The sequence below is a fragment of the Kitasatospora xanthocidica genome, assembly GCF_014656195.1.
GTDB lineage: Bacteria > Actinomycetota > Actinomycetes > Streptomycetales > Streptomycetaceae > Kitasatospora > Kitasatospora xanthocidica.
Genome location: NZ_BNBY01000014.1, coordinates 34976 through 49698 on the forward strand (window position 1 = coordinate 34976; position 14723 = coordinate 49698).

The following is a 14723-nucleotide window of genomic DNA, read 5'->3' on the forward strand; positions in this document are numbered from 1 at the left end:
GGTTCGACCGCAGGCGCCGCACCCGTGTCCGCTGTCCGCGGCGACGGTCAGGGCCGCGCCCCGGCGGCCTCCCGGGCGGGGGTCGCCGGCCGGCCGCCGGAGGTCTCCCGGGCGAGTTCGGTGCCGCCGCGGGTGAGCAGGTTGAGCAGCGGCGTGGTCGCGGCGGTGGTCAGCAGCGCCATGAGCACCAGGATCGAGAACAGGTCCGTCCCGATGACGCCGAGCTGGCGGCCGATGTTGAGCACGACGAGTTCGGTCAGGCCGCGGCAGTTCATCAGGACGCCGAGGGCCGCCGCCGGCCGCCAGGCACAGCCGGTGAGGCGGGCCGCGAGGGTGGCCGATCCCCACTTGCCCGCCACGGCGGCGCCCAGGACGGCGAGCGTCCACAGCCACAGGGACGGGCCGGCGGCCAGCCGGGCGAAGTCGGTGTGCAGGCCGGTGTCGACGAAGAACAGCGGGAGCAGGATCGGAACGGCCACGGCGCGCAGCCGGGCGGTGCAGCGCTCCAGCGCCGGCAGTCCTCGCGGGGTGACCGCGCCGAAGAGGAACGCCCCGAACAGCGGGTGCACACCGATCCGGTCGGTCACGTAGGCGGTCAGGCACATGCCGACGAAGACGGTCACCATGACGAGCTCGTCGGAGGCGCGCTCGGCGCGCTGGAGGAGCCGGAGCAGCCCGGGGCGCAGGGCGACCAGGGCGGCGGTGACGGCTGCCGCGAGGGCGAGGGTGGTGAGTGCGGAGACCGGTGATCCGGCCGCGCAGAGCGCGACCACGCCGGCCAGCAGGCACCAGGCGATGGCGTCGGAGGCCGCGGCGCAGGCCATGGCGAGCGCCCCGAGCTGGGTGGTGGCCAGGCCGCGGTCGCTGAGGATGCGGGCGAGGACGGGGAAGGCGGTGATGCTCAGCGCCGTTCCGATGAACAGGACGAAGGCCGTCCGCCCGGTGTGCGCCGGCGCCAGCGTCGGGTACATCGCCCAGGCGAGCGCGCAGCCCAGGGCCAGCGGGACGAGGATGCCGGCCTGGCTGACCGCGGCCGCGGTCCGGCTGTGGCCGCGCAGCGAGCCGAGGTCGAGCTCGAAGCCGACGAGGAAGAGGAAGACCAGCAGTCCCAGGTTGCCCAGGCTGGAGGTGATGGGCAGCACGGCGGGCGGCAGGAGCCAGTGCTGGAGGTCGGGGGCGAGCCAGCCGAGGAGGGACGGGCCGAGCAGGATGCCGGCGAGGATCTCCCCGATGACGGCGGGCTGGCCCAGTCGGCGCACCGCCCAGGCGCTGGCCTGGCAGGTGAGGATGACCGCGGGTACGGCGATGAGAACGGCGAGCATCGGGTCTTTCGGCAGCACGATGCCTCCTTGTCTGGATCGTTCGGACGGGGCGGGACGCGACGCGGGGTGCCGGTCAGGCGGCCAGGGCCTGACGCCAGCGGACGGCGGCACCGACCCGGAGGATCGAGTTGCGGTAGACCCGGGCGGCGAGCCGCATGGTGACGGCGGTGGCGGCGATGGTGACCGCCGCGGCCGCGGCCTGCTGGGGGAGGGACACATTGCCCGCGCCCGCCTGCAGTGGCATCAGGAGCCCGGAGAACGGCGGGACGTACTGCACGATCTGCACCCAGGACGAGGAGAGGGACTGGACGGCGGCGACCGCGACGGCGACCGGCGCGAGGGTGAGCAGGACCAGGGGCATGAGCACGGTCTGGAGGTCCTCGGGGCGGGACACCAGCGAACCGGCCGCCGCGAACAGGCCCGCGAAGAGCGCGAAGGAGAGCAGGAACCAGAAGCCGGCCGAGAGGAGGGCCGCGGTGCCGGGCAGGCTTCCGCCGGCGTCCGGGAACAGTCCCCTGGCGCCGAGCATCGCGCCGAGCATGGCGGCGACCTGGACGACGGCCGCGGTGGCGATGCCCGCGACCTTGCCGACCATGAGCTGCAGCGGGCTGACGGTGGCCAGCAGGACCTCGACGATGCGGGTGGACTTCTCCTCGACCACTCCCTGGGCGATGGCCGATCCCTGACCGACGATCTGCATGAACAGGACGACGATCATGCTGATCAGGCCGCTGATCTCGGCGGCGCCGACCCCCGCGCCGACGGTGTCGAGACGGGGCCCGGCCTGGACGACGGCCTGGTCGAGAGCGGCGGTGTCGATGTGCTGGAGCGCGTAGGCGTGGTTCGTGGCCCAGGCGCGGCCGAGTGCCAGGGCGACGGCCCGGGCCTGGTCCGGGGTGTCCCCGCGGAGCACGACGGTGACGTGGTCCGCGGTGACGGCGGCCGCGGCCTCGGCCTTGCGGTCCGCGGTCAGTCGCCGGGCGGCGTCCAGGTCCGGGCACGGCACCAGGCGGGCGCCGGAGGGGGCCGGGCCGAAGTCCGCGGCGGGGGCGCCGCAGGCGGCCACGCTGGAGGTCTTGGGCTTGCCGGCGAAGTCGAGGCCGACGGTGAGCCCGAACATGAGCAGGCCCAGGACGAGCAGGCTCACCAGGTAGCCCTTCGTGGCCATCCGGGCCTCGATCTCGCGCCGGTAGACCTGCCAGGTGCCCTGCAGCGGGCGGGTGTGCTTCTCGGTGGGGGTCTTCATGCGGGGGTACCGTCCTTCGCGGGGTCGACCAGGTCGCGGAACAGCTCGGTGAGGGTGGGGCGGCGCCGGTTCAGGGCCCGGACGGTGCCGTGCCGGACGGCTTCGGCCAGCAGGTCGTTCTCGGTGTGGCCGTCGGCCAGTTCCACCAGTACGCCCGCCGCGTCGGGCCGGTAGGACGCGACGGCGGGTGTCCCCTCGGGCCAGCCGGGCGGTGCCCCCTCGACCTCCAGGTAGAGGGAGTGCCCGGTGCGGGGGGCGCGCAGTTCGTCCAGGCTGCCTTCGGCGGCGAGCCGCCCGGCGGCGATGACCCCGACCCGGTCGCACAGGCGCTCGACGAGGTCGAGCTGATGGCTGGAGAACAGGACGGGGACCCCTTGGGCCGCCTTCTCGCGCAGCACCTCGCTCATGTCGTCGACGGCGGACGGGTCGAGGCCGGAGAAGGGCTCGTCGAGGATGAGCACATCGGGGTCGTGGATCAGGGCGGCGGCCAGCTGCACCCGCTGCTGGTTGCCCAGGCTGAGGGTGTCGATGGGCTTGTCGTGGTGGGCGTCGATCCCCAGTCGCCGCGTCCAGCGGGTCATGGCGGAGCGCGCCTGGGCGGTGGACTGGCCGTGGAGGCGGCCGAGGTAGAGCAGTTGCTTGGCGACCGTCATCTTCGGGTAGAGGCCGCGTTCCTCCGGCATGTAGCCGAAGCGGGCCGCCTCGGGGCGGCCGACCGGGGAGTCTCCCCAGTACACGGCCCCCTGGTCGGCGGCCAGCACGCCGGCGGCGATGCGCAGTGCCGTGGTCTTGCCCGCGCCGTTGCCGCCGACGAACCCGAAGATCTGTCCGGGGTGGACGGTGAAGTCCAGGCGGTCGAGGGCCTGGTGGCTGCCGTAGCTCTTGGTGACGCCCTTGTAGGTCAGTGGCTTCACGGAGTACTACTCCCTTGGAGATAAGTAGTTGCCATTCGGGGAACTAGATGCCAGCATGGAGTCATGGATGCAGACGAAGCGAACGAGGCACTCGACCAGGCGCGCCGCTCCTACGCGACGGCCGCCCAGCCCCCGCTGCCCGGCTGGGCGCCCGCCCTGTGCGGTCTGCTGGTGGCCGGAGCGATCACCTTGGACGGGCTCGCCCCGGACGACACCTGGCTCCGGCTCGCCGCCATCGCGGGGGGCGCCGCCCTGGGGCTGCTGGCCCTGGGCCTGCTGCGCAATCTGCGCCTGCGCCAGGGGATCCGCGGTCTGCGGGGCCCCGCCCGCAAGGCTCAGACGGAGCTGTTCTCCGTCGGCCTGGTGTTCATCGTCCTGGGCCTGGGGGCCTTCCCGGGCGGCCGCCTGATCTATGCGGGGATCGGCGTGTTCGCCGGGGCGTTCGCCTGGTGGAAGCTGCAGACGAAGGCCGGGCGATGACCGACGGCGACGGCCTGGACGAGGCCTTCCGTACCGCCACCAAGCTGCGCATCTGCGCCTTCCTCTCCGCGTGCGACGAAGCGGAGTTCCGCTCCGTCCAGGAGTACTGCGAGCTGACGCCGCCGGCCCTGTCCAAGAACGTCTCGGCACTCGAGGAGGTCGGCTACGTCTCCGTGCGCAAGGGGTACGTCGGCAGGAGGCCGCGCACCTGGCTGGCCCTCACCGAGGAGGGGGCGAGCGCGTTGGCCGGCCACCTGGGCGCCCTGCGGAAGATCGCCGACGACGCGGCGGCCCACGCCCGCCGCCGGTAGGCGTCCGGGCTACGGCGCCAACCCGAACATCGGCGCCAACCCGGACCACGGTGCCAACCCGAACATCGGCGCCAACGCAGAGCGGTGCGGCCGTCTGGGGGTCAGACGGCCGCACCGGCACATGTCAAGAACTGATCTACTGGACGATCAGGTGATCAAACGATCAGATGATCAGCAGCCGGCCTTGACGGTGGCCGAAACGCTCGCGCTGACGACGGCGCCGGAAGCCGCGAGGGAGGCGATCCAGCTGACCGACTCGACCGAGGCCAGGGTGTCGCCGCCCAGGCCGAGGGAGTACTCCTCGGTGGTGGTGTAGGCGACGTAACCGGCGATGAGCTTCTCGTTGGCGTTCATGTGATGACTTCCCTTCGAAATGTGGATGTTGACGTGGTGGTCAGAACAGCTGGCTGATCAGCAGCCGCCGATGACGGTCTGCGCGGACAGCGCCGCCGAAGCGACGAAGGAGCAGACCGGGGTGGTCGCCGGGGCATCGGCCGCGGCGCCGCCGCCGAACTCCGCAGCGTCGGTGTACGCGGCGTATCCGGCCATCAGCTTCTCGTTCATCTCACTACCTCCCGAGTAGGAACCCTCTTGTGGGCTTCTTCTCGGGCCGGGGGGCTCCGGGGAACCCCCGGCCCGACGAGGAAGAGTCCATCACCGGGGCCAACACACCGTCGAGGAACCGCTCGTGGTCGGTTGACCCGTGAACGCCTCTGACCTCGGGACTTCGATCGGAAGTCGCAACCTGGTGCGAATGTTGACGTGGCGGGTGGGCCGCCGCCTACGCGTGCCGTCTGCCGCCGATCACCGGGACCATGCCTCTGGCCCCGATCTCGGCGGGCCCTCTTCGGGCACCCGGTCTGCGGACGAGCGCGCGCATCTCGCGCAGCTGCAGGTACGAGTCGCCCAGTGCGCTCTTCAACTTCTCGATCTCCTTCAGGAGCTGCTGCTCACGGCCGCTGTGCTCGGTACTGGTGTCGAGGCCCTCACAGCCGGCCTTGATGAAGCAGCGCTTCCAGTTGCTGATGGCCTGGCTGGAGACCCCGGCGACACGGGCCGCTTCGGCAGCGGTCGTCTCGCCGGAGAGGACGGAAAGGATGATGTCTGCCTTCCGCTGAGGCGGAAGCAAGGGTGGTCGTGCCAACGTGTCTCCCCCGTGGTCGGACGAACGAGTCAGCTGTGGAACCAGCGTCTGGCCATCACGTGGGCCGCCGTCACCCACGGGTCGCTGAGGCCCGGCCAGGCCCGCATGAGGCGACGCCAGCGTCCGCCACGGGTGACGTCGGCCTGTCCTCCCGTGCAGGCCCGCCCGTCGGGCGAAGGTCCGGGCCGCGCGTCGGACGACGGCCCGGCCGCCCCGGCCCGTGGTTCCGGTGCCGCCTTCGCGGCGGCGGGTGACCTATGGACTTCCATACCTTTTTCCTCCGTTCCATGCCGTACGGATCGTTTGCGTCGTCGGTCGATCGGCGCGCGGGAAGCCTCGTCCGCCCCGGGGCGGCGGTCGCCGTCCCAGGATTCTTCGGGCGGGCGGGAGTTCGTGGACGGTCGGAGGCGCGGGGCCGACGGAACGGCCTTTCGCCGATTCGCCGGATTCACTCACACGCAGGACCATCCGGACAGCGCCGGCGACTGCTTCACCGCGCGTTCGCACAGCCTCCTGCTCACGTTCCTGGCCTCTTCCGGACTGCCCGCCAGCACGTAGATGGCGAGGTTGAGCACGCCGGGCGAGGTCGACACGTAGACGTGCTCCAGATGGTCGGTCGCCGTGGCCACTGACCAGAGGAGATCCGTCATCACGGCCGGTTCCAGCCTTGGCCGTTCAGCGGTCGAAGCGGCTGTGATACTTCCGAGAACGAGCAGCATTTCCATGTGATTCATCAGTCCCAGATGATTCCGCCGGGGAGTACCAACATTTCGCCCTCCTCTCCCGTGCGGGAACCATTCCGTTCCCGCGGTTGACAGTTGCTACCGACGGGTCTGAGTATTGCTGGCCCTGGCCAGGCCGCGGAAGACAGTCGGTCCGAGCGGAAACGCTCTTGAGCGCAAGCTCTCACCGGCCGTGCCCGGCCCGGGGAACCGCCCACGCACCACCTGTACTTCAGCTCGAGAGGCAAGCCAGTGACCCGCCTGTCCGACGCCCACTCCTCCTGCTGCCCCGGCGTGGAAGCCGTCCGGGCGGCGCCGGCGAAGCCCCTGAGTGGCGTGGTCGCCCGCTACCTCGGTTTCCGCGCGCCGCAGAGCTGTGCCCACTGGAGCTGCATGGAGCTGCCCTCCGGATCGGCGAGCCTGCTGTTCCTGTTCGAGGGGCGGGTCGACGTCCAGGCGCTGGCGGGGGGCGGCCACACGCTGCACGGCTCCGCGCTGGCCGGTCCGCGCAGCACCGCCAGGAGTGCCACCTACTCCGGCCACCTCAACGGCGTCAATGTCGCCCTGACACCCTTCGGCGCCTACCAGGTGCTTGCGCAGCCCGTCTTTGTTAGCGCTAACACCATCGTGGACCTGGACTCCGTGCTCGGCCCGGACGCGCAACGGCTCCAGGACCGGCTGCAGAGCGCCAACTCGTGGCAGCAGCGCTTCGCCGTGCTCGACCGGTGGTTCCTCCACCGGATCCGCAACGGGCCGACGGTCGCGCCCCAGGTGCGCGAAGCCCACCGCCTCCTCACCCGCCGGACCGGCCGCGACACCCGGCCCGGCCTCGCCGAGATCGCCCGGAGGCTCGGCTGGAGCGAGCGTCACCTGCGGACCCGCTTCAACGAGCAGATCGGCCTCGCCCCCAAGCTGGTCGCCCGGATCGCCCGCCTCCACCACGTACTCGTCAGCCACACGCAGGGAAGCAGCTGGGCCGAGATCGCCGCCGGAGCCGGCTTCACCGATCAGGCCCACCTGTCCGCCGAGATCAAGGCGATGACCGGGCTGCCGCCGACCACGCTCGCGCAACTGCGGGCCGCCGGCCCGTCCGACCTCGACCGCGTCCCGAACCAGGTGACGACCCTCCTGCTGCCTGCGCCGACGCGGGCCGCGCCCGTCCCGAACGTTTCCGCTTTGTACAAGACAAGTCCTGCCGCCGCCGGAGAGACTGCCCAGGGAGATCAACAAGAGAGCCGGTGGGGGGCCACGCGCGCCTCATCGCCATCACGGGGGATGATCACAACCATGCTGTCCGTGCTCGGGCTCGACCCGCACACAGAATCCGTCTACGCCTTCCTCGCCACCGCCCCGCAGGGCCACGGCGTACCCGCCATCGCGGACCACCTCGGCATCCCCGAGGAAGGCGTCCGCACGGCACTGGACCGCCTCGCCGAGCTCCAGCTGCTGCGCGAGTCCTTCAGCGCCGAGGGGAGCTGGCGGGTCGTCAGCCCGCACGTCGGACTCCACGCGCTGCTGCACGACCAGGAGGAACAGCTCCGGACCCGGCAGAGCGAACTGGCCAGGGCCCAGGCCCAGGTCAGCAAGATGATCGACTCGCTGTCCAGACACGGCGGCGACGTGGACCCCTCCCTCTGTCGCCGGCTGGACAGCATCGACGCCATCCAGACGGAACTGGAGGCCATCGCCGAACGCGCGCAGCGCTCCGTCCACAGCTTCATGCCCGGCGGAGCCCACTCGCCCCAGGCGCTCGCCGCCGCCGAACGCAACAACGCCCGCGCCCGGGCCCGCGGCGTCGACATCCGCACGATCTGCCTCGACAGCGTGCGCAACCACGCGCCGACCCTGCAGTACGCCCGGGCCCTCAGCGCCGCGGGGGGCCAGGTCCGCACGGTTCCGACGCTTCCCATGCGCATGCTGCTGGTGGACGACGAGACCGCCCTGGTCCCGGTCGACATGAACGATTCGCGGGCCGGCGCCGTCGTGCTGCGGCTCCCAGGCGCCGTCGCGGCCCTGGAGGCGCTGTTCGCCATGGCGTGGGAACAGGCCCTCCCGCTGGGCGTGGTCGACGGCGACGAGCAGGCCGTCCCGCCGGAGCAGGGCATCTCCGGAGCGGACCGCGAACTGCTGCGCCTGCTGGCCCAGGGCCTGACCGACAGCGCCGCCGCCACCCGCCTCGCCGTGTCCGTCAGCACGGTGCGTCGGACCATGGCCCGGCTGATGGAGCAACTCGGCGCCCGCAGCCGCTTCGAGGCGGGCCTTCGGGCGGCGCAGAACGGATGGCTCTGACGCCGCCCGGCGGAGGTCGGGCGGGCTGGGGCCCGTCTTCGAACCCCCGCCTGCGGGGGTTCGAAGACGGGCCCCAGGGGGAGCAGGAAGTCGGGGCAGTCGACTTCCTGCTCCCGGCCTGTCGGGCGGGGTGGCTGCCGTCCGTGGTCGACGGGCGGAGGCCAGCCGTCAGCCGTCGGAGAGGTGGACGAGGCGGCGGTAGGTGTCCGGGTCACCCAGGTGGTCGGTGATCCAGCGGGCGACGGTGGCGCGGGTGGCGGTGCCGGCGCGGGGGAGCGGCCGGTCGTAGGAGACCGCGGGGTTCGCGGAGGGCGGCCCGTCCTTGAGCATCGGCACCCGGACGACCGTCCAGCCGATGTCCGACGCGGCGAGCACCGACTCCATCCGGGCCAGGTCCCGGTGGATCTCCCGGTACAGCCGGTCGACCACGAGCTTGGTCACCACCCGTTGGGCGAAGGGGAGTTGGCTGGTCTCCAGACCGGCTGACCCCATCGTCACCAGGTGCCGCGCACCGCCGGAGCGGACGGCTGCGGTCAGGGCCAGGGCGCCGTCGGAGAAGACGGTGGTGGCCTGGCGGCCGGTGCTGCCGAGGGTGGCGACGACGACGTCCTGGCCGTTCAGCGGCTCCAGCAGTGAGCCGGGTCGGCGGACGTCCGCCTGCGCGGTGCGCGGGGTGCCGTGCGCGAACCGGGGCAGCCGGGCGGGGGTGCGGGCGACGGCGGTGACGGTGTGTCCGGCCGCCAGCGCGAGGTCGACCACCAGGCGTCCGGTGCGGCCGGTGGCGCCCACGACTGCGATCTTCATCGGTTGCTCCTTGCTGGGTCAGCGGGCCGACGCTGCCTGCGACCGTCCCTTGTGATTCATTCAGACGGACTGTATGAATGAATCTAGTGAACCACAGCACACCGCGAGAGCAAGCCCAAAGGAGCGATGGGACATGGGAGTTCGACAGGCTCGGTACCCCGACCTGAACGGCAGGGTCGTCGTGATCACCGGCGGCAGCCGCGGCATCGGCGCGGAGACCGCCCGGGCCTTCGCCCGCCAGGGCTCGGCCGTCGCCGTCCTCGGCCGGGACGAGAAGGCGCTGGCCGAGGTGGCCGAGGAACTGCGCGCGGACGGCGCCCGGGCGCTCGGCCTGGTCGCCGACTGCACCGACATGGCGGCGCTCGCCTCCGCCGTCGACCGGATCGAGCGGGAGCTCGGCCCGGTCGACGTCCTGGCGGCCTTCGCCGGCGGCGACGGCTACCCCGTACCGACCGCCCGCGAGACCGAGGAGCACTGGCGGGCCGTCCTGGACGGCAACCTCACCGCCACCTTCCTCACCGTCCGGGCCTTCCTGCCCGGGCTGCTGGCCCGGCGCAGCGGTTCGATCGTCACCATGGCCTCCACGGCGGGCCGGCTGCCCAGCGGCGCCTCCGCCGCGTACGCCGCGGCCAAGGCGGGCGTGCTGATGCTCACCCGCCAGCTCGCGCTGGAGGTCGCGGCCGAGGGCGTACGGGTCAACGCGATCGCGCCCGGCGCCGTCCGCACCGAGCGGACGGCCGCGCAGATGCCGCCGGAGGCGCAGGCCGCGGTCGCCGCCGCACACCCGCTGGGGCGCCTCGGCGAGCCGGAGGACATCTCCGCGGCCACGCTGTTCCTGGCCTCCGACGCGTCCTCCTGGATCACCGGGCAGACCCTGGACGTCAGCGGCGGGCGGGTCATCGTCTGAGCCCCGGGGTGTCCTCCCGCCGCGGGGGCGGGCCGGGCCGGGTGGGGTGATCGGCGATACTGCCAGTTCGCGTGGAACCGCCGGTTTCCCGCGGACGGTTCACGCGGAGCGAGTGGAGGCGAACGGGATGAGCCCCCGGTCCTACCGGATGGGACAGCGGCAGGCGGAGGTCGACGAGACCCGGGCCCGGATCGTCGCGGCCGCCCGGGTGCATCTGGCGGAGACCGGCGGGCTCTCGCTGGACGCGGTCGCCCGTCGCGCGGACGTCGCCCGGGCCACCGTCTACTACCAGTTCGGCTCCAAGACGGGCCTGCTGGAGGCGGTCTGCGACGCCCTCGCCGCCCAGGGCGGCATGGCCCGGCTGGCCGAGGCGTTCGGCCTGGCCGACCCGTGGGCGGCGGTGGACCGGTTCGTCGAGGTGATGGGCGGGTTCTGGGCGGTCGACCGGGTCTGCACCCGCCGGCTGCGCGCCCTGGCCGCCCTCGACGACGAGGTCGGCCGGGTCATCGCCGATCGCGACGCCCGCCGTCGGGAGGGTGCTGCGGTCCTCGCCGCCCGGCTGCCGGCCGCGCCGCCGGACGCGGCGAGCCTGCTCTTCGTCCTGACGGCCTTCGAGACCTACGACGCCCTCGCGGCGGAGCTGGCGGCGGGGGCGGACGCGGCGGCCGGGGACGACCTGACCGCCGCCGTGCCCGCCGTCGCCCGCCTGGTCCGTGCCGCCCTCGGCGCGGACCGGGCGGAGGCGGGGGCGTAGGGCCCGCGGGCCTCAGCGCAGCGGGAGCGCCGTCACGCACGAGGCTTCCCCGGGTGTCGGGCGCTCCCGGCCGGTGCGCCGCGGTTTCACCTGAACGACCGGCCGACCCGGCTCCCGGTGTCGGCGTCGAGGTCAACTGGCCTGTCCGGTGGTGGTGCTGAGGATTCCGGCGAGGACGGCCGCCGGGTCGTCGGTGGGCAGGGCGTGGCCGGCGCGGGGGACGAGTTCGACCCGGGCGGCGGGGGCGAGGCGGTGCAGCCGGGCGGCGGCCTCCCGGGCGTCGTGCAGGGCGCTGCGTTCGCCGAGGAGGAAGTGGACGGAGGCGTCGAGGCGGCCGAGTTCCTGGTCGGTGAGGGTGGTGGCGGGCGGCAGCCGGCGGCGGAAGCCCATCGAGGCGCGGACCAGGGCCATCAGTTCGGTCTCCAGGATGGCGCTGTTGCCGACGAGCCGGGCCAGCCGGGGCCGGAGCGGGCGCGGGGCCGTCGCGGCGAGGCCGCCGGCGATGAGCCAGGTGTAGAAGCGGCGGCCGGGGTCGGCCAGGCCCGCCGGGTCGACGAGGGTGAGGGTGGTGGCGCGACCGGGGTGGTGGATCCGGTGGTGGAGCGCGATCCAGCCGCCGTAGGAGCAGCCGACCAGGTGGACGGCGGGCAGGTCGAGGGCGGTGAGGAGTTCCTCCAGCCAGGCGGCGGCGTCCCGGCCGTCCCGGACGGGGGCGCTCTGCACGCTGGCGCCGGGTTCGCCGACGGTGTCGACGGCGATGACGGGGTGCCGCCGGGCGAGGGCGTCGAGGTAGCCGTGCCACATCAGGGCGTTGCCGCCGGAGCCGGGCAGCAGGACGATCGGCTGCCCTGCTTCGGGGCCGGTGCGGTGGACGCGGGTGGTGCCGTAGCCGGTGGGGACGTCGAGCGACGTCCGGGGCTGCGGCCAGAGCCGGGTGAGTGCGTGCTCGTAGGCGGTGCGGAAGCGGGCTTCGGCCTTGCCGTTCCTGAACTCGCTGATTCGCATGGTACATGTGTATCACAGGCATGATACGGGTGTACCAGGAGAAGCGCCGAACCCGCGGAGGCCGGACCATGACCGTGAAGGTCGACCACGAGGAACGCCGACGGCAGATCGCCGAGGCCCTGCTGCGCATCGCCGACACCGAGGGCCTGCAGTCGGCCAGCATGCGGGCGGTCGCGGCCGAGGCGGGCGTCTCACTGCGGCTCGTGCAGTACTACTTCACGACGAAGGAGGGCCTGCTACTGGACGCCCTGGCCAGGCTCGGCGCCCAGCTCCAGGCCCGGATGGAGCGCTGGATCGGCGAGGCGCGCGCCCCGCGCGAGGTGGTCACCGCGATCCTCTCCTGCATCCTGCCGACGGACGCCGAGAGCCGCCGGATCACCAGGACGTACGCGGCGTACTACACGCTCGTGCTCGGCGACACCGCCGTTCTGGCGAAGCAGGCCGCGCAGCCGCCGGCCGTGCTGGAGGGCTTCCTCGCCAAGCAGCTCCGCGCGGCGCAGGAGGCCGGGCGGATCGACGCCCGCCGGGACGTGGGCACGGCGGCGGCCGGGCTGCTGGCCATGGTCAACGGGCTCGGGTCGAGCGTCCTGGGCGGCCAGCGGGACGGCGAGGAGGCGCTGGCGATCCTCACGTACCACCTGGACGAGCTGTTCCGTACGCCGTGAGCCCGGTGGTCCCCCGTGCCCGTACGGACGAGCGCGGGGGACCACCGGGGGGCCGGGCCTACAGCCGGTCGGCCAGGGCCCGGTGGACGCGCCGCCAGGCGTCCTCGGTGGCGGCGCCGTCGTGCCCGTCGGCGCGGTCGGCGGCGAATCCGTGCCCGGCGCCCGGGTAGGTCACCAGCTCGTGGGCGACCCCGGCCCCGGTGAGCTTCTCCTTCACCGCCTTCCACTCCTCCAGCGGCAGGATGTGGTCCTGGTCGCCGTTGAAGCCGAGCAGGAACACGCCGTTGGCGGCGATCCGGTCGGCGGTCTCCAGCGGCGGGACCGGGCCGACCAGCGGGAAGCCCGAGTTGAGCATCCAGCCCGGGTAGAACACGGCGGCCAGCTCGAAGTGCAGTTCGGTGGCCGCGCGGACGGCGATGTGGCCGCCCATGCTCATGCCCAGGAACGCCACCCCGCGCCCGCCCGCCAGGCCGCGGGCCGCCGCCAGCGCCTCGGCGGCGTCGGCCACCAGCTGGTCGCGGTCCAGGGCGCGCATCAGGACGAGGCCCGCCTCGCGCTCCTCGGCGCTGTAGCCGAGTTCGGTGCGACGGGCGTCGCGCCAGTAGAAGTCCGGCGCCAGCGCGACGTACCCGAGCGCGGCCAGCTCGGCGCAGATCCCGCGGACGTAGGCGTTCACCCCGTACAGCTCGGAGCAGACGACGACGGCGCCGCGCACCTCGCCCTCCGGGTGGTGCACGTACGCCTCGATGCCGCCGGGTGTGCCCAGCTCCTGCCATTGACCGGTCATCAATTCCCCCATGGTGCAGGTCGGATGGTTTGCGGCGGACATCGTAGAGGGTCGGCACGGCCGGGCCCGCACCCGTCTCAGCTCGGGGGTTAGCCCCCGTACGGGAAGGGTGCTTCCCCCGTTCTTCGGACCGCCGCGCCCGACCAGACTCGGGGCATGCCCACACAGACCGTGACGACGGCCGACGCCCCGGCCCTGCAGCCGGCGCCCGACGCGCCCGCCCCGCAGACCGGGCCCGCCGGCAGCGACTTCGCCCGACTGAGCCGCCGGATGGCCGCCGAGGGCCTGCTCGACCGGCGGCCCGGCTACTACGCCGTCCGGATGGCCCTGGTGCTCGCCGCGTTCCTCGGCGGCTGGTACGCCCTGTTCGCGCTGGGCGACACCTGGTGGCAGCTCGGCCTGGCGGTGGCGATGTCCGTCGTCTTCGCCCAGGTCGCCCTGCTGTCGCACGACCTCGCGCACCGCCAGGTGTTCAGCAAGCGGCTGCCGAGCGAGATCGGCGGCCGGATCGCCGCCAACCTGCTGATGGGCATGAGCTACGGCTGGTGGATGAACAAGCACACCCGCCACCACGCCAACCCGAACCACGAGGAACGCGACCCGGACGTCTCCCCCGACCTCCTCGTCTGGTCCAAGGAGCAGGCCCGGCAGGCGAGCGGGATCGCCCGGTTCATCGGGCGCCGGCAGGCGTTCCTGTTCGTGCCGCTGCTCCTGCTGGAGGGCCTCAACCTCAGCTACAACAGCTTCCGGGCGCTGCGCAGCCCCACGATGAAGCGGCCGGTGCTGGAGGGCGTGCTGCTGGTCGTGCACTTCACGGCGTACTTCGGCCTGGTGTTCGCGGCGCTGCCGACGGGGAAGGCGATCGCGTTCCTCGCCGTGCACCAGGCGCTGCTCGGGGTGTACCTGGGCGCCGTCTTCGCGCCCAACCACAAGGGCATGCTGATGGTCACGCCGGAGATGAAGCTGGACTTCCTGCGCCGCCAGGTCCTCACCTCGCGGAACGTACGGGGCGGCGTGGTCGTCGACTCCGTGATGGGCGGCCTGAACTACCAGGTGGAGCACCACCTCTTCCCCAGCATGCCGACCCCGGCGCTCGGCCGGGCAGCGCGGATCACCCGGGAGTTCTGCGCGGAGGAGGGGATCCCGTACTACGAGGTGGGCCTGCTGCGGTCGTACCGGGAGATCTTCGCCCACCTGCACCGGACGGGAGAGCCGATCCGCTTCGGCGAGTGACTTCCCGCTCCGGCCGGTCGGTGCCCGGAAAAAACTTTTTCGATGCGCGGCAACCTTTCCGTGCGCGGCGACCACTGGGGGGTGTCCGGACGAGCGGTCTGGTCAGAGGCAACGGCTGAAAGAGAGCATCGACATGTTCC

The 14723-nt window shown here is 72.8% G+C and carries 17 protein-coding genes; 7 read left to right on the forward strand and 10 right to left on the reverse strand.

The window, feature by feature from the left end:
- Nucleotides 1-47 precede the first annotated feature (47 nt).
- The 3 genes from IE332_RS23605 to IE332_RS23615 form a co-directional block, all read right to left on the reverse strand.
- Nucleotides 48-1322 (reverse strand): cation:proton antiporter, encoded by a 1275-nt coding sequence (locus tag IE332_RS23605; protein WP_189920116.1) that lies wholly within the window; start codon nt 1320-1322, stop codon nt 48-50.
- A 73-nt stretch (nt 1323-1395) separates the two neighbouring features.
- On the reverse strand, nt 1396-2568 hold the full coding sequence (locus IE332_RS23610; RefSeq protein ID WP_189919852.1) for an ABC transporter permease: 1173 nt from the start codon (nt 2566-2568) through the stop codon (nt 1396-1398).
- The gene (locus IE332_RS23615; protein WP_189919854.1) at nt 2565-3482 is read right to left on the reverse strand and encodes an ABC transporter ATP-binding protein; all 918 of its coding nucleotides are present in this window, start codon (nt 3480-3482) and stop codon (nt 2565-2567) included. Before IE332_RS23615 ends, IE332_RS23610 begins: the two co-directional genes overlap by 4 nt.
- A 63-nt stretch (nt 3483-3545) precedes the next feature.
- On the opposite strand from IE332_RS23615, the gene IE332_RS23620 reads away from it, so the two are divergent.
- Nucleotides 3546-3962 (forward strand): hypothetical protein, encoded by a 417-nt coding sequence (locus IE332_RS23620; protein WP_189919856.1) that lies wholly within the window; start codon nt 3546-3548, stop codon nt 3960-3962.
- Complete coding sequence (locus tag IE332_RS23625) at nt 3959-4273, forward strand: transcriptional regulator (RefSeq protein WP_189919858.1); 315 nt, start codon at nt 3959-3961, stop codon at nt 4271-4273. Before IE332_RS23620 ends, IE332_RS23625 begins: the two co-directional genes overlap by 4 nt.
- A gap of 171 nt (nt 4274-4444) precedes the next feature.
- Here the strand turns inward: IE332_RS23625 and IE332_RS23630 are convergent, their stop codons facing one another.
- The 4 genes from IE332_RS23630 to IE332_RS23645 form a co-directional block, all read right to left on the reverse strand.
- The gene (locus IE332_RS23630) at nt 4445-4627 is read right to left on the reverse strand and encodes a hypothetical protein (RefSeq protein WP_189919860.1); all 183 of its coding nucleotides are present in this window, start codon (nt 4625-4627) and stop codon (nt 4445-4447) included.
- Nucleotides 4628-4684: 57 nt separating this feature from the next.
- Nucleotides 4685-4837, reverse strand: coding sequence for an LxmA leader domain family RiPP (locus IE332_RS23635; RefSeq protein ID WP_189919862.1), 153 nt, complete (start codon nt 4835-4837; stop codon nt 4685-4687).
- A 217-nt stretch (nt 4838-5054) separates the two neighbouring features.
- Entirely contained in the window at nt 5055-5402 is a 348-nt protein-coding gene (locus IE332_RS23640; protein ID WP_229928855.1) for a helix-turn-helix domain-containing protein, read from the reverse strand.
- Between the two features lie 467 nt (nt 5403-5869).
- Entirely contained in the window at nt 5870-6142 is a 273-nt protein-coding gene (locus IE332_RS23645) for a hypothetical protein (RefSeq protein WP_189919866.1), read from the reverse strand.
- A gap of 249 nt (nt 6143-6391) precedes the next feature.
- On the opposite strand from IE332_RS23645, the gene IE332_RS23650 reads away from it, so the two are divergent.
- A complete protein-coding gene (locus IE332_RS23650; RefSeq protein ID WP_189919868.1) occupies nt 6392-8428 on the forward strand; it encodes a helix-turn-helix domain-containing protein in 2037 nt (678 codons plus the stop codon).
- Between the two features lie 168 nt (nt 8429-8596).
- Here the strand turns inward: IE332_RS23650 and IE332_RS23655 are convergent, their stop codons facing one another.
- Nucleotides 8597-9232 carry an NAD(P)-dependent oxidoreductase gene (locus tag IE332_RS23655; RefSeq protein WP_189919870.1) on the reverse strand — a complete coding sequence of 212 codons (636 nt, stop codon included), beginning with the start codon at nt 9230-9232 and terminating at the stop codon, nt 8597-8599.
- A 133-nt stretch (nt 9233-9365) separates the two neighbouring features.
- On the opposite strand from IE332_RS23655, the gene IE332_RS23660 reads away from it, so the two are divergent.
- Both IE332_RS23660 and IE332_RS23665 read left to right on the forward strand, forming a co-directional pair.
- Nucleotides 9366-10139, forward strand: a complete 774-nt coding sequence (locus IE332_RS23660; RefSeq protein ID WP_189919872.1) for an SDR family NAD(P)-dependent oxidoreductase — start codon at nt 9366-9368, stop codon at nt 10137-10139.
- Nucleotides 10140-10266: 127 nt separating this feature from the next.
- Complete coding sequence (locus IE332_RS23665) at nt 10267-10893, forward strand: TetR/AcrR family transcriptional regulator (RefSeq protein WP_189919874.1); 627 nt, start codon at nt 10267-10269, stop codon at nt 10891-10893.
- Nucleotides 10894-11025: 132 nt separating this feature from the next.
- On the opposite strand, the gene IE332_RS23670 is transcribed toward IE332_RS23665, so the two are convergent.
- Complete coding sequence (locus tag IE332_RS23670) at nt 11026-11898, reverse strand: alpha/beta fold hydrolase (RefSeq protein ID WP_189919876.1); 873 nt, start codon at nt 11896-11898, stop codon at nt 11026-11028.
- 74 nt (nt 11899-11972) lie between these two features.
- Between IE332_RS23670 and IE332_RS23675 the strand changes: the two genes are divergently transcribed.
- A complete protein-coding gene (locus IE332_RS23675; protein ID WP_189920117.1) occupies nt 11973-12563 on the forward strand; it encodes a TetR/AcrR family transcriptional regulator in 591 nt (196 codons plus the stop codon).
- 58 nt (nt 12564-12621) lie between these two features.
- On the opposite strand, the gene IE332_RS23680 is transcribed toward IE332_RS23675, so the two are convergent.
- Nucleotides 12622-13350: a dienelactone hydrolase family protein gene (locus tag IE332_RS23680; RefSeq protein WP_189919878.1), complete on the reverse strand. Its 729-nt coding sequence runs from the start codon at nt 13348-13350 to the stop codon at nt 12622-12624.
- Between the two features lie 156 nt (nt 13351-13506).
- Here IE332_RS23680 and IE332_RS23685 point away from each other — a divergent pair, with 156 nt between their 5' ends.
- Nucleotides 13507-14583: a fatty acid desaturase family protein gene (locus tag IE332_RS23685; RefSeq protein ID WP_189919880.1), complete on the forward strand. Its 1077-nt coding sequence runs from the start codon at nt 13507-13509 to the stop codon at nt 14581-14583.
- The last annotated feature ends 140 nt before the right edge of the window (nt 14584-14723 follow it).

What these genes read in the sequence shown, in the direction of transcription:
- IE332_RS23620 (WP_189919856.1), top strand. Translation starts at nt 3,546, where the DNA reads ATGGATGCAGACGAAGCGAACGAGGCACTCGACCAGGCGCGCCGCTCC.
- IE332_RS23660 (WP_189919872.1), top strand. Translation starts at nt 9,366, where the DNA reads ATGGGAGTTCGACAGGCTCGGTACCCCGACCTGAACGGCAGGGTCGTC.
- IE332_RS23605 (WP_189920116.1), bottom strand. Translation starts at nt 1,322, where the DNA reads ATGCTCGCCGTTCTCATCGCCGTACCCGCGGTCATCCTCACCTGCCAG.
- IE332_RS23655 (WP_189919870.1), bottom strand. Translation starts at nt 9,232, where the DNA reads ATGAAGATCGCAGTCGTGGGCGCCACCGGCCGCACCGGACGCCTGGTG.
- IE332_RS23680 (WP_189919878.1), bottom strand. Translation starts at nt 13,350, where the DNA reads ATGACCGGTCAATGGCAGGAGCTGGGCACACCCGGCGGCATCGAGGCG.
- IE332_RS23665 (WP_189919874.1), top strand. Translation starts at nt 10,267, where the DNA reads ATGAGCCCCCGGTCCTACCGGATGGGACAGCGGCAGGCGGAGGTCGAC.
- IE332_RS23685 (WP_189919880.1), top strand. Translation starts at nt 13,507, where the DNA reads ATGCCCACACAGACCGTGACGACGGCCGACGCCCCGGCCCTGCAGCCG.
- IE332_RS23630 (WP_189919860.1), bottom strand. Translation starts at nt 4,627, where the DNA reads ATGAACGCCAACGAGAAGCTCATCGCCGGTTACGTCGCCTACACCACC.
- IE332_RS23670 (WP_189919876.1), bottom strand. Translation starts at nt 11,898, where the DNA reads ATGCGAATCAGCGAGTTCAGGAACGGCAAGGCCGAAGCCCGCTTCCGC.
- IE332_RS23645 (WP_189919866.1), bottom strand. Translation starts at nt 6,142, where the DNA reads ATGGAAATGCTGCTCGTTCTCGGAAGTATCACAGCCGCTTCGACCGCT.
- IE332_RS23625 (WP_189919858.1), top strand. Translation starts at nt 3,959, where the DNA reads ATGACCGACGGCGACGGCCTGGACGAGGCCTTCCGTACCGCCACCAAG.
- IE332_RS23610 (WP_189919852.1), bottom strand. Translation starts at nt 2,568, where the DNA reads ATGAAGACCCCCACCGAGAAGCACACCCGCCCGCTGCAGGGCACCTGG.
- IE332_RS23635 (WP_189919862.1), bottom strand. Translation starts at nt 4,837, where the DNA reads ATGAACGAGAAGCTGATGGCCGGATACGCCGCGTACACCGACGCTGCG.